This window comes from Sphingobacterium sp. UBA6645 (assembly GCF_002455685.1).
Lineage (GTDB): Bacteria > Bacteroidota > Bacteroidia > Sphingobacteriales > Sphingobacteriaceae > Sphingobacterium > Sphingobacterium hotanense.
Genome location: NZ_DKLH01000008.1, coordinates 73,327 through 87,700, shown reverse-complemented (window position 1 = coordinate 87,700; position 14,374 = coordinate 73,327). Strand labels below are relative to the sequence as shown.

Below are 14,374 nucleotides of genomic sequence, written 5' to 3'. Positions count from 1 at the left end.
ATTTTAGTTTTGAGGTTAGTAGACTAAAACTAAAATCGGTATATTCCTTGGTTTATCGAGTTTTTTCAAAAAGTCTCAAAATTCTTCCTGAAATCCCTAAAAATGTAAAATAGCTTGCAAAAAAATAGCCCTTAAAACCTGAAGTTTTAAGGGCTACAAAATCTTTATTTTTATCTATCTATTCTCCGGCAATTCCTTCCGCTAAAATGATGATTTTGTTGTCCTTTACTTCAACCACACCACCTTTAATAATAATGACTTGTTCGTCATTATTATTTTTAATAATGACTTTGCCATCATCTAGCGTAGACACAATAGCAGCGTGGTCCTTCAAAATTTGAAAGGAACCAGCAGATCCAGGAACTGTAACAGCAGTAACCGTACCTTCGTAAGCTAATTTGTCTGGAGTAATAATTGTTAAATTCATTGTTGTTTAGATATGAGATTTGAGATATAAGATATTAGACTTTGAAAAACAATTTAAGACTCTACTCTTTTGAACAGAGTCTTAAATCTAATGTCTATTATCTAATATCTAGTACTAAACTGCTTCTGCTAATAGTTTTTTACCTTTTTCGATCGCGTCTTCGATGCTACCTACTAAGTTGAAAGATGCTTCTGGGTATTCATCAACTTCACCATCAATGATCATGTTAAATCCTTTGATTGTGTCTTTGATGTCTACTAAACAACCTTTCAAACCTGTAAATTGCTCTGCAACGTGGAACGGTTGAGATAAGAAACGTTGTACACGACGTGCGCGGTGTACGGTTAATTTATCTTCCTCAGATAACTCATCCATACCTAAGATAGCGATGATATCTTGAAGTTCTTTATAACGTTGAAGAATTTCTTTTACGCGTTGTGCAGTATCGTAATGCTCATTACCTAAAACCGCTGGAGAAAGGATACGTGAAGTTGAATCCAATGGGTCAACCGCAGGGTAGATACCTAACTCAGAAATCTTACGTGACAATACTGTTGTTGCATCCAAGTGAGCGAAAGTTGTCGCTGGAGCAGGGTCAGTTAAGTCATCGGCAGGAACGTATACCGCTTGTACTGAAGTAATAGATCCGTTTTTAGTCGATGTAATACGCTCTTGCATTAAACCCATCTCTGTAGCAAGTGTTGGTTGGTAACCTACTGCTGAAGGCATACGACCTAATAAAGCCGATACTTCAGAACCTGCTTGCGTAAAACGGAAGATGTTATCGATAAAGAATAAGATGTCACGACCTTGGCCTTCGCCATCACCGTCACGGAAATATTCTGCAATTGTTAATCCTGATAAGGCAACACGCGCACGTGCACCAGGAGGCTCATTCATCTGTCCGAACACGAATGTACATTTAGAATCTTTCATCAACTCTAAATCTACACTTTCCAAAGGCCATTCGCCTTTTTCCATGCCTTCCATGAAGTGCTCACCATATTTGATAATGCCGGACTCCAACATCTCACGAAGTAAATCGTTTCCTTCACGAGTACGCTCGCCAACACCTGCGAATACGGATAAACCACCGTGTCCTTTTGCGATGTTGTTGATCAACTCCTGGATTAATACCGTTTTACCTACACCAGCACCACCGAACAAACCGATCTTACCACCTTTTGCGTAAGGCTCTAATAAGTCGATAACTTTGATACCTGTGAATAGTACTTCAGATTCTGTCGATAAATCTTCGAATCTTGGAGGTACGTTGTGGATAGGACGACCGTTTGTTTTGTCCAAACTTTTAATACCGTCAATTGGGTCACCAACAACGTTGAATACGCGACCTTTAATTTCTTCGCCAATTGGCATTTTGATCGGAGCGCCAGTATCAACTACCTTCATGCCACGAACTAAACCTTCGGTAGCATCCATTGCAATCGTACGAACACGTTCCTCACCTAAGTGCTGTTGAACCTCTAATACAATGCGTTGTCCATTTTCTTTCTCAATGTACAAGGCATCATAAATCTTAGGAAGATTTTCATTGTCGGCAAAGTTGACGTCAACTACTGGGCCGATAATCTGCGCTATTTTACCAATATTGGGCATATTATAGGGACTAAAATTTATTATTCAATTTTAATACAGCTTTTTACACACTGCATTTTGGAATGCAAAAATAAGTTTTATCTCCTTAAAAGCAAAAGACAAGTGCTAAATAAATGGATATTTTTTTTAAAAGCCCTCTAACCCTATCATTTACTAAGAATATAGGTATTTAAAAGGCTGATTTTTTGACCGATATAAATAATAAGATGGCTCTTTTGATCGATTGTCAATAAATCAAGAATGTGACAGTCCTTTTTTTCAAATCATCACTTTATTGTTTAGTTTTAGAAACTAATTAATCCCTAAATTATGAAACAAAGGTTCATCATGCTGCTACTCTGCAGCACGCCTTTCTTTACGTATGCTCAATGGAATTATCCTAAGTATAATGAACTGAAAGCGCGCATCCAATCCTTCACCTCCAAATCCAATGTGCAATTAGACGTTATTGGCAAGTCCTTTGGCGCTGAACAAATCCCCATTATTAAGATACAGCGTGGTAAGGAGGCGAAACCTACGCTCTTACTGGTTGCTGGCATCGACGGTAAACACCCCGCAGGAACGATCAATGCTTTGAATGTGGCGGAACGACTTTTGGATCTCCCTAAAGATGAGTTGTCCGATCTCTTGGCAAATAAATCGATTTGGGTTTTACCGCTGCTGAATGCGGATGCCTATAAAAGGAATGCCAATCACATCGAATTAACAGCTGGCAATGCTCGCCAGATTGATTTTGATCGAGATGGGCGCATCGATGAAGATCCCGAGAAGGACCTCAATGGCGATGGCCTCATTTCTCAAATGCGCGTGAAGTCGCCCGCCGGAACATACCGACCACATTTGCTTTCTCCGGATTTCCTTTTGCTCGCGGAAAAGAATAAAGGGGAGGCCGGCATATTTGAACTCTACAAAGAAGGAGTAGACGCAGATAAGGATGGATTCTACGGTGAAGATGGTTTATCTGGAGTTAACCTCGATAAGAATTTCACCTACGATTATCCTTTTTTTGAATCGGAGACCGGCGACTATGCTGCCTCGGAGCCTGAAACCCGAGCATTGATGAATTTAATCTTCGATAATCCGCAGATAGCCGTTGTTCTTCATTTTGGTTTACAGAATAACCTTTCGACAGCGGAGGTTTTCGACCAAAGGAAAGCCTCAGAACGTATCATGAAATCTTGGACAAACAATGACGCGCAAGTGTCCGCATTGGTAACCAACTTTTATAAAGAGGCAGCTAAAGAGCTAGGCGATGCCCCTAAAATGCCGGCAGGTAAGGGTAATTTTTCCAGCACCGCCTATTATCATGCTGGAAAATTCAGCTTTGTTACACCCTCTTGGTGGATTCCAACCACGCAGGACAGTAGCAAAACTACTGCTAAGCCGTCTGGAGCGAAGGACGATGACATGTTTGTAAGATGGGTTAAAGCCAACAATATACAAGGCGCCATCCTGCCATGGACTAAGGTCAATCACCCCGATTTCCCAAATCAGGAAGTAGAGGTAGGGGGCAAGGTAGAACGTTTTCAACATAACCCACCCATCGAACATCTGAACGCCTCCGCACAGGCGCATAGCAATTTCGTCGTGCAGTTGATGCGTGCCATGGCGAGTTTAGAATTTTCACAACCCAAAATCACTCCACTTGGCGATGATATCTTTCGAATCGAGGTGCGTTTATTCAACACCGGGGCTTTGCCCATTTACCCGGAAATAGCAGATAAAATTAAGCATGTATCCAAACTTAAATCTGTTTTGGAATTGCAGAAAAACCAGTCCTTCCTAAGTGGTAAGCGTTTGCAGCTTTACCCCAGCTTAGGAGCGGGTAAGTCGCAAGACCTTTCCTGGTTAGTGAAAGGAAGAGGTAGAGCACAATTAACTGTCGGTTGTCCGACTGCCGGGATGAAAGTAATCGATATAAATCTTTAATGCGTCCGAACATGAAATTAACCTATAAAATTTTAGCCTTAAGCTTGTCATTAGCTGTTTCCACAGCATCTGCACAAAAGAAATCGGATGAAGCACCAAAAGAAATTGCTGGACTTCGTGCTGTGGGGTCTCCATCAAATCCAAAAGTGCAAATGAACTGGAGCCGCTATCATGATTTGAAACAGATGGAGCAATTCTATAAGGATCTCCAGAAGGCATATCCTAATTTAGTAAAATGCGAGTCCATCGGTAAAAGTTATGAGGGCAGAGATATTTTCGTATTGACCGTTACAGACTTTAAGGAAGGCAATCCTGATCGTAAGCCTGCGATGTGGATCGACGGAAATATTCACGCCAATGAACTACAGGGTTCCGAAATATCGATGTACACAGCCTGGTATCTGGCCGAGAATTATCATGCGGTACCCTTTATTAAAGAGTTGTTAAAGGACAAGGTGTTCTATATTGCCCCAACCATTAACCCTGATTCGCGCGAGTATTTCATCTATAACCCCAACAGCATGCACTCGTCACGTACCGGCCGCCGTCCATTCGACAACGATGGTGATGGCTTAATAGCAGAGGATTTATATGACGACTTAGATGGTGATGGTGAAATTGTAATGATGCGCCGCAAATCAAAAACAGGCAGATACAAGGTTGATTCGGAAAACCCGAATCGCATGCTTATGGTTAAGCCAGGTGAGGTTGGCGAGTATGAGATGTTAGGATTCGAAGGTATTGACAATGATGGCGATGGCCTAGTCAACGAGGATATTACTGGCACCTACGACCCTAACCGCGACTGGGGTTGGAACTGGCAACCCAACTATGTGCAAGGGGGCGCTTTGTACTATCCTGGAACATTGCCAGAAACACAGGCCGTCAAAGATTTTGTCTATAAACACCCCAATATTGCCGGCGCGCAATCCTATCACAATTATGGCGGAATGATTTTGCGCGGTCCTGGGGCAGCGGATGATGAACGCTTTTATTCAAACAAAGATGTGCAAGTGTATAATGCTATTGGGCAGACTGGTGAAAAAATGCTGCCTGGATATAATTATATCGTCATCCATAAAGACTTATACACGGTATTCGGCGGAGAGATAGACTTCTTCGCATTGACGCGCGGCATTTTTACCTTCTCTAACGAGTTAATGACAACCTATAAACTATTTAATGAAAAATCGGAAGGCGGTTTTAGACAGTCGGATGAATACTATGAGTTCGACAGATTGCTGATGTTTGGTGATGCATACGTGCCATGGAAGGAATATGATCATCCCCAATACGGAAAAATCGAGATTGGCGGTGCGAAAAAAAATTATACGCGTAATCACCCGGGATTCCTATTATTGGAAGATGCACATCGGAATGCAGCATTCACAATCTATCACGCTTACCATATGCCGAAGTTAGAAGTCATAGAGGCAACAACGAAATCGCTTGGCGGCAACTTATATGAAGTGAACGCAACGATATGGAATAGCCGTATTATCCCGACCCATTCCGACCATGACGTGCGAATGAAGATCGAGCGTCCGAACCATATTCGACTAGAAGGAGCACAGGTCATCACGGGAATGCAAGTCGTAAATAAAGATTTCAACGAAACAAAAGAGCAACGCTTTAAACCCGAGCAAATCGAAGTCGCAACCATCGACGGCATGAGCGCGGTTTCCGTACGTTGGATCGTGAAAGGAAATCCTAATAACGCCAAGATTGTAATCGATAGTCCCAAAGGCGGCTACTTGGAATATAATTTAAGCAGTATTTAGATATTAGATATGAGACATTAGATGTTAGATGTTAGACGTTTGACGCGATAATGGAGTTTGTTTTGAACGAAAGGAAGGATGTAAGGATTTACAGGATCCTGCTTATCTTTTAATCCTTCCTTTCCTGGTTCAAGACAAAACCCCAATCCTTTAATCCTTCCTTTTTTAGCTCAAAACAAAACTCCATCCACCCAATCTTAAAACCGTCATTTAATCACAAAAAAAAGGCGCCTATTCGGCGCCATACTCTAATATCTTATATCTAATGTCTAAAATCTAACTAAGAATTTCTCTTCAGCTGTTCGTCCAGTAGTTGTCGTTTTAGGTGTTGTTCTCTTTCCATCGATTTCTTGCGGAGTGTTTGCAGTTCATCCTGCAATTCATCCACAGTTTTCTTGGAGTCGTCGGTGTCTACTTTGGCTTTGCGGAATGCAACTAGCGTTCCGAAGAATGCTGCTGCAAGCGCTAATATAATAGCCCAAACCATAGTATGGTATGATCCTTTGGAGAAGTCCATACCTAAAAATGAGATGCTATCAGTCTTTTTTTGTTCTGCTTCTAATTGTGTAGTCAGGGAGCTGACTGAATCTTGAAGCCCCTTGATATTACCGGCAGAAGAAGAATTTGAAGAAGATAAATCTGCAATTTGCTTTCTGTAGGTGCTGAGGGAGTCGCGCACATTTTGGCGTACGGTTTCTAGGTTTGCTCGGCGGATAATTTTAAAATCTGCACTTTGCGACTTGGAGTACAAGTTCAAATAAACAAACTGGCTGTCAAGGCTTGAAGTTCTCAACTTCTGCTGTAACATTTGTCCCTGAGCTGCGGGAGCTAACAAAACAAAAAATAAAAGGGAATAAATAAATACTCGCATACGGGTTTGATTAAGCTTTACATGTCAATTTTACCAATTTAATTAGACATTGTGAAAATTATTAAAAATTAATCCCTCTTAAACCCACTGTTTTTGCGGTTTTTAGGCCTTCTCTTTTAACTGTAAGAAGATTTTTGAAATACGCGGTCTATTAAATTTTGTCATAATGTGATAAACAAATCAAGGATTTGTTTTAAACACTGATAACTTTTTAAAAATTCTGTTTAGTTAATGTTTTATTTATAAAAATTGTTGAAAGTTAAATGCTTAACAAAATATTCTTATATTTATTTCGCTTATAAACTTATAAAATCAAAGTCCAGGAGATTTAGGCTGCATCACAGTATTTTTAATTCGATGTAACGGATGCAAATGCTTCGATTTAACTGAGACTAAAGACTACTGCTGACTTAATAATTATTTATCTCCCGAAGGGGAATTGTAAATCTATTCAAACTATGATTGATAAAAGCGTGGCAAATGCTTCGGACGCAATCCAAGACGTCAAAGATGGGATGACCATCTCATTGGGTGGCTTTGGGCTATGCGGAATTCCGGAGAATCTGATTGCTGCATTGCTGCAAAAAGGAACTAAGAATCTGACATGTATCAGTAACAATGCCGGTGTTGACGACTTCGGCTTGGGCCTGCTGCTACAGAAAAAGCAGGTCAAGAAAATGATTGCTTCCTACGTAGGAGAGAATGCGGAATTTGAGCGCCAGATGTTGAGCGGTGAATTGGAAGTGGATCTGATTCCACAAGGCACCTTAGCATCTCGTTTAATGGCCGGCGGATATGGTATGCCTGTAATTTTTACGCCGGCAGGGGTGGGGACCGAGGTTGCCGAAGGCAAGGAAACTCGAAAATTCACCTTCCATGGCGTAGAAAAAGAATACCTAATGGAATATGCTTTTGAGCCTGATTTTGCTTTCGTAAAAGCATGGAAGGGTGATAAGGCGGGTAATTTAGTGTACCGCGGAACCGCACAGAACTTTAACCATGCTGTAGCTATGTGCGGAAAGATCACGATCGCGGAAGTCGAAGAGTTGGTTGAGCCGGGCGAGTTAGATCCAAATTTTATCCATACACCAGGCGTATTTGTGCAACGGATTTTTCAAGGCGATAAATACGAGAAAAGAATAGAACAACGAACAGTAAGAAATAAAGAAGACAATGATTAAAAAAGTATATATCGTTGCAGCAAAACGTACTGCAATGGGAAGTTTTGGAAGTGCATTATCAAGTTTTACAGCATCGCAGCTAGGAGCAAAGGCCATCGAAGCAGTTGTTGCAGAAATATGTTTAGACAAAGATCAGATTGATGAGGTATTGATGGGCTGCGTATTGCAGGCGAATGTCGGACAAGCACCAGCGCGTCAAGCAGCACGCTTTGCCGGGTTGCCAGATCATATTCCGGCAACAACAATCAATAAAGTATGTGCCAGCGGTATGAAAGCCATCAGCTTAGGTGTGCAGCAAATTCTATTGGGCGATGCGGATGTGGTTGTAGCAGGGGGTATGGAGAGCATGAGCCAGGTGCCATATTATAGCGCAACTACCCGCTGGGGTGCAAAATACGGCGATCAGAAGTTAATCGACGGCCTACAAAAAGATGGTTTGACCGACGTGTATTCAAACGAAGCGATGGGGAATTGTGGTGAGCTTTGTGCGGATAAATACAATATTAGCAGAGCGGATCAGGATTCTTATGCAATACAATCTTATACAAGAAGTAAGATCGCTTGGGAAACAGGAAAATTTGCGAATGAGGTAGCTCCTGTAGAGGTAGTTTCTCGTAAAGGAACAGTTTCTGTAGCGGAAGATGAGGAATTCAAAATGGTAAACTTCGAAAAAGTACCGCAGTTAAAGCCTGCATTTAAAACCGACGGTACGATTACTGCGGCGAACGCTTCTACGCTGAGCGACGGAGCAGCAGCCGTAATCTTGATGAGCGAAGAGAAAGTAAAAGAATTGAATTTAACGCCTTTGGCGGAAGTCATAGCTTATGCTGATGCAGAACAAGATCCAGCATGGTTCACGACGACACCAGCCATCGCAACGCAGAAGGTGTTAAAAAAAGCAGGGCTGACGATCGACGATATCGATTACTTCGAATTTAATGAAGCATTCTCGGTGGTTGCATTAGCCAACGCACAATTGTTGGAGATTACAACGAATAAAATAAATGTATATGGTGGTGCAGTTGCATTAGGTCACCCACTGGGATGTTCCGGTGCTAGAATCATCGTTACGTTGAACAGTGTATTACATCAAGAAAATGGAAGCATCGGCTTAGCTGCGATCTGTAATGGTGGGGGTGGTGCCAGTGCGATGATCATTAAAAAGGTTTAAGCTATGTTAGATAAATTTGGAATTGCAAAGCGAATAGCCAAAGAAATCAAAGATGGCTATTATGTCAATCTGGGTATCGGTATTCCGACCTTGGTGGCAAATTACATTCCCGACGGTATGCAGGTGGTATTGCAAAGTGAAAACGGCTTGCTAGGAATGGGACCTTTTCCTTATGAAGGCGAAGAGGATGCTGATTATATCAATGCCGGAAAACAAACGATCACGACCTTGCCCGGTTCTGCGATCTTTGACTCGGCGATGAGCTTCGGCATGATTAGAGCCCGCAAAATAGACCTAACCATTCTTGGCGCCATGGAGGTGTCGGAAAATGGGGATATCGCCAACTGGAAGATCCCCGGAAAAATGGTGAAAGGAATGGGCGGCGCGATGGATTTAGTGGCCAGTGCTGAAAATATCATTGTTGCCATGCAACATGTGAATAAACAAGGCGAATCGAAATTATTAAAAGAATGTTCTCTGCCATTAACTGGCGTCCGCTGCGTGAAGAAAATCGTGACGGAGTTTGGTGTGTTCGATGTGCTGCCAGAAGGTGGATTTAAAGTCGTCGAGTTGCATGAAGGGGTGTCAATAGATACCGTGAAGCAATATACCAGTGGGAAACTGATATATTAGAATTTTTCATATGAATTTTAATTAAAAAGTGGGATAGGGTTGTCGTGAGACATCCCTATTCTTTTTGCCTCCAGCTAAACCTATTCACTCCTTTCGTTCTTCGCTCCCTGCCACACTTTTCCCACGCTTGGCATGACAGTACATAACAGTTAAACGCACTATTTAAAATATCTTCGATTAATTAGAAACCTAAACAGAGATATTAAAGAATAGTATATGAATGCAATCGCAGGTGTTATATTTCATTTTATTGGAGGATTTGCATCAGGAAGCTTTTATGTTCCCTACAAGAAGGTAAAAGGCTGGTCCTGGGAATCCATGTGGATCCTTGGAGGATTATTCTCCTGGATTATCGTTCCGCCGATAGCTGCCTGGTTAACCATTCCAAATTTTGTCGAGATTATTTCTGAGAGTAGCGCAAGTATCCTAGGCTACACCTTTTTATTTGGTGTGCTCTGGGGGATAGGCGGTTTGACCTATGGTTTAGGCGTTCGCTATCTGGGCGTGTCTTTAGGAAGCAGTATTATCCTGGGATTAAGTATGGTCTTTGGGGCGCTGATGCCGGCCATCTATTACTTTTTCAATAAAACAGAGGGTAAGCATGGTATCGACTATTTCTTTACCGAAAGCGCCGGTATCTGTGTTATGATTGGTTTACTGGTTTGTATCGTCGGGATTTATCTCTGCGGTAAGGCAGGTATGCTCAAGGAAAAAGGGCTAGGTGCACTTTCCGAAGAGGCGAAGTCCGAATATAAGTTCGGCTTAGGGATTGTCGTTGCGATTGTCTCGGGTGTATTGAGCGCTTGTTTCAATTTCGGTATCGAAGCCGGGAAGCCTATGGCGGATGTAGCAAACCAATTATGGAAGGCCGCGAACCCCGGACAAGGCGAGTTCTTGTATCAGAATAACGTGACGTATATCGTTATCCTTTGGGGTGGTTTCTGTACCAATTTCATCTGGTGTGCTTATCTTCTACTAAAAAATAAAACATATAAAGATTATACAAATTCAACTTCTCCAATTGGAAAGAACTTATTGCTATGTGCCATTGCTGGAACAACCTGGTACTTGCAGTTTTTCTTCTATGGTATGGGCGAGAGTAGACTTGGGAACGGGGCGAGTTCCTGGATCTTACACATGGCCTTCATCATTTTGATATCCAATGCTTGGGGAGTTGCGTTAAAAGAATGGAAGGGTGTGAGTAAACCCACGTACACCGCCATTATTGCTGGAATTGTAACCATCATTCTATCTATTTGCATTGTGGGTTTTGCGAAAACATTAGAATAAAAAACTTAAAAAAACTTAGGAAAGTGAAAACATACAAGCACGTCAACTATTTATGGAACGATGAGCAAGCAAAGTCACTTGAGGGTGATGAGGTTGCGTTATTGTTATACCGCTCGAATCTGTTGGGCTCAGATTTGAGAATTACGAACTATGGTGGAGGAAATACATCCTGCAAGGTGATGGATAAAGATCCATTGACTGGCGAAGCGGTGGAAGTGATGTGGATCAAAGGTTCCGGTGGTGATATCGGTACATTGAAGAAATCCGGATTAGCGGCACTATACGTAGACCGTCTTCGTAATTTGGAGAATGTGTACCGTGGAATCGAGCATGAAGACGAGATGGTGGAGTTATTCAACCATTGTATCTTCGATTTGAATTCAAAAGCACCTTCCATCGATACACCATTACATGGATTCCTACCTTTCAAACATATAGATCACCTGCATCCGGATGCTGCGATCGCTATTGCAGCGGCCAAAGACGGTAAGCAGATTACGCAAGATCTTTTCAACGGGACTATTGGCTGGGTTGACTGGCAGAAACCGGGCTTCGATCTAGGTTTACAATTGAGAGAGTGCTTGGAACAAAACCCAGGTATCCGCGGAATCATGTTAGGTTCTCACGGCTTGTTCACCTGGGGCGACACGGCTTATGAAAGCTATGTGAATTCATTAGATGTAATTGAAGCTTGTGCGACCTATTTGGAAGAGAATTACGGTAAAGATAGACCTGTATTTGGAGGCCAAAAAGTAGAAAGCTTAGACGAAGCAGATAGACAATCGCAAGCAGCTAAATTAGCTCCAATTTTGAGAGGATTCTGCTCAAGCGAGCGCCATATGATTGGTCACTTTACAGACGATCCTCGCGTATTGGAATATATTAACTCGAATGATTTAGAGAAACTTGCGCCTTTAGGTACAAGTTGTCCGGATCACTTCCTGCGCACAAAGATTCAGCCCCTTATCCTGAATTTAGATAAGAGCGAAGATTTAAGCGACTTACAGGCAATCAAAGAAAAGATAGCACCTCTTTTTGAGGATTATAGAGCGATGTATACGGAGTACTACGAAACCTGTAAACATCCAAACAGTCCTGCTATTCGCGATAGAAACCCGGTAATCATCATCTATCCGGGGGTCGGCATGTTTGCCTTTGCAAAGGATAAGCAGACCGCGCGTGTTGCTGCGGAGTTCTATACCAATGCAATCAATGTAATGAAAGGTTCCGAGGCGGTGAGCGAATACACCTCATTACCTCGTCAGGAGGCATTCAATATCGAATACTGGTTGTTAGAAGAAGCGAAGCTTCAACGTATGCCAAAACCGAAGGCCTTATCCGGAAAGATTGCCCTAGTAACGGGCAGTGCCGGCGGTATCGGAAAAGCAATCGCGAAAAAGTTTGCTTCGGAAGGTGCGGTCGTGGTATTGAATGATATGAATGCGGAGCGTTTGTCAGGCGCTGAAGAAGAGTTTGTAGGCTTATTTGGCAAGGATAACGTAGTTTCCGTATCTTTAGATGTTACCAATGAAGAACAGATTAAGAAAGCATTCGAGAAGGCTAGTTTAGCGTTCGGCGGGATTGATATTGTGGTCAACAATGCTGGATTATCGATTTCTAAATCAATTGAAGATCATACAGAAAAAGATCTTGACTTATTATATGATGTGTTAGTTAAAGGACAATTCTTCGTGACACAGGAAGGTATTAAAATCATGAAGGCTCAGGCCGTAGGAGGGGATGTATTGAACATTGTGAGCAAGAATGCATTAGTGAGTGGGCCGAACAATGCCGGATACGGAAGTGCAAAAGCGGCTCAATTACATTTGAGCAGGCTGAATGCAGCCGAGCTTGGCGCAGCGAAGATTCGTGTCAATGTGGTAAATCCTGATGCGGTGATCTCAGATAGTAATATCTGGGCTGGCGGATGGGCTGAAGGTAGAGCGAAAGCCTATGGTGTGACGGTTGAAGAATTGCCGGGTTACTACGCAAAACGTACATTGTTAAATGAAATTATTCTTCCGGAGGATATTGCAAATGCATGTTTCGCTTTTGTAGGCGGTTTGCTGAACAAATCGACCGGAAATGTATTGAATGTAGATGGCGGTGTAGCCATGTCATTCGTAAGATAAACCAACAAAAGCAAGGAGCATAGCGCTTGCTATGCTCCTTACTTATTTTAAAGCTGAACCGATGAGATTAGAGAAAGAACAAATAGAGCAGCATAATAGTAAATTAGCAGCTAAGCATAAGAGAGCATTTGATTTTATTTCTGAGGATATTCCTCAGGTGGAATCTATTATCCATAAACTGCAGCAGTTTCAGATTGCTATCCCGAGTTGGGCATTGGGTACCGGCGGTACGCGCTTCGGACGTTTTTCCGGCAAGGGCGAACCGGGTAACCTAGAGCAAAAGATCGAAGATGTGGGATTGCTACATGCTTTAAACCGCTCTAGTGGGGCCATTTCATTGCACATTCCATGGGATATTCCAAAAGACGCCGAACAAACCAAGGCTTTGGCAGAAAGCTTCGGACTACAGTTTGATGCGGTAAATTCAAATACCTTTCAGGATCAAGCCGAGCAAGAATTGAGCTATAAGTATGGTTCCTTACATCATGTAGACCCGAAAGTGCGCAAACAAGCTGTACAGCATAACATCGATGTAATCAATCATGGTATTGCTTTGGGTTCTAAGGCATTGACGGTATGGTTGGCAGATGGTTCTTCTTTCCCGGGACAGTTGAACTTCCGCGAGGCATTCCAAAATACGTTGGAAAGCTTGAAGGAAATCTACGCGCACCTTCCGGAGGATTGGAAACTATTTGTGGAATACAAGGCTTTTGAACCTTATTTCTATTCGATGACGATAGGAGATTGGGGACAGTCTTTATTGTTGGCTTCTAAATTAGGTCCTAAGGCCTACACTTTGGTAGACTTAGGTCACCATTTACCGAATGAGAATATCGAGCAGATTGTTTCCTTGCTTTTGATGGAAGGTAAGCTCGGTGGTTTCCACTTCAACGATAGTAAGTATGCGGACGATGATTTAACGGCAGGAAGCATCAAGCCATATCAATTGTTCCTCATCTTTAACGAATTGGTCGAGGGGATGGACGCCAGAGGAATGGACCATGCAACGGGACTGGGCTGGATGATCGACGCTTCACATAATTTAAAGGATCCTTTGGTAGATTTATTGCAATCCGTAGAAGCGATTATGATAGCCTATGCACAAGCATTATTAGTGGATCGCAATGCATTAAAAGAAGCACAACGCAACAACGATATTGTAAAGGCACAACAAATTTTGCAAGATGCTTTCCGTACGGATTTACGTGCGGTCGTTGCTGAAGCAAGACTTCGCGATGGCGCAGCCTTGGATCCAATCGGTTTGTTCAATGAGCTTGCTGTTCGTGAGCAATTAATAAAAGAACGTGGTAATAATACGGTAGCTACCGGTTTATAATAAGCG

At 42.3% G+C, this 14,374-nt stretch carries 11 protein-coding genes; 8 read left to right on the top strand and 3 right to left on the bottom strand.

Annotated elements, in window-relative coordinates; all coding sequences use genetic code 11:
- Positions 1–178 precede the first annotated feature (178 nt).
- Entirely contained in the window at positions 179–427 is a 249-nt protein-coding gene (atpC, locus tag B2400_RS01450) for an ATP synthase F1 subunit epsilon (protein ID WP_149524926.1), read from the bottom strand.
- Positions 428–541: 114 nt separating this feature from the next.
- Complete coding sequence (atpD, locus tag B2400_RS01445) at positions 542–2,044, bottom strand: F0F1 ATP synthase subunit beta (RefSeq protein WP_149524927.1); 1,503 nt, start codon at positions 2,042–2,044, stop codon at positions 542–544.
- 309 nt (positions 2,045–2,353) lie between these two features.
- On the opposite strand from atpD, the gene B2400_RS01440 reads away from it, so the two are divergent.
- Entirely contained in the window at positions 2,354–3,973 is a 1,620-nt protein-coding gene (locus tag B2400_RS01440; RefSeq protein ID WP_149524928.1) for a M14 family zinc carboxypeptidase, read from the top strand.
- 11 nt (positions 3,974–3,984) lie between these two features.
- Complete coding sequence (locus tag B2400_RS01435; protein ID WP_293930336.1) at positions 3,985–5,754, top strand: M14 family metallopeptidase; 1,770 nt, start codon at positions 3,985–3,987, stop codon at positions 5,752–5,754.
- Positions 5,755–6,034: 280 nt separating this feature from the next.
- On the opposite strand, the gene B2400_RS01430 is transcribed toward B2400_RS01435, so the two are convergent.
- Positions 6,035–6,625 carry a hypothetical protein gene (locus B2400_RS01430; protein ID WP_149524931.1) on the bottom strand — a complete coding sequence of 197 codons (591 nt, stop codon included), beginning with the start codon at positions 6,623–6,625 and terminating at the stop codon, positions 6,035–6,037.
- Between the two features lie 458 nt (positions 6,626–7,083).
- Between B2400_RS01430 and B2400_RS01425 the strand changes: the two genes are divergently transcribed.
- The 6 genes from B2400_RS01425 to B2400_RS01400 all read left to right on the top strand — a co-directional run bounded on the left by B2400_RS01425 (position 7,084) and on the right by B2400_RS01400 (position 14,368).
- Positions 7,084–7,806, top strand: a complete 723-nt coding sequence (locus B2400_RS01425; RefSeq protein ID WP_149524932.1) for a CoA transferase subunit A — start codon at positions 7,084–7,086, stop codon at positions 7,804–7,806.
- A complete protein-coding gene (locus tag B2400_RS01420; protein ID WP_293930334.1) occupies positions 7,799–8,977 on the top strand; it encodes a thiolase family protein in 1,179 nt (392 codons plus the stop codon). The genes B2400_RS01425 and B2400_RS01420 overlap by 8 nt, the downstream gene beginning before the upstream one ends.
- 3 nt (positions 8,978–8,980) lie before the next feature.
- Positions 8,981–9,610 (top strand): 3-oxoacid CoA-transferase subunit B, encoded by a 630-nt coding sequence (locus B2400_RS01415; protein ID WP_293930333.1) that lies wholly within the window; start codon positions 8,981–8,983, stop codon positions 9,608–9,610.
- Between the two features lie 216 nt (positions 9,611–9,826).
- Positions 9,827–10,900 carry an L-rhamnose/proton symporter RhaT gene (rhaT, locus tag B2400_RS01410; RefSeq protein ID WP_149524935.1) on the top strand — a complete coding sequence of 358 codons (1,074 nt, stop codon included), beginning with the start codon at positions 9,827–9,829 and terminating at the stop codon, positions 10,898–10,900.
- A 23-nt stretch (positions 10,901–10,923) separates the two neighbouring features.
- Entirely contained in the window at positions 10,924–13,032 is a 2,109-nt protein-coding gene (locus B2400_RS01405) for a bifunctional aldolase/short-chain dehydrogenase (RefSeq protein WP_149524936.1), read from the top strand.
- 61 nt (positions 13,033–13,093) lie between these two features.
- Positions 13,094–14,368 (top strand): TIM barrel protein, encoded by a 1,275-nt coding sequence (locus tag B2400_RS01400; protein WP_293930330.1) that lies wholly within the window; start codon positions 13,094–13,096, stop codon positions 14,366–14,368.
- Positions 14,369–14,374 lie beyond the last annotated feature (6 nt).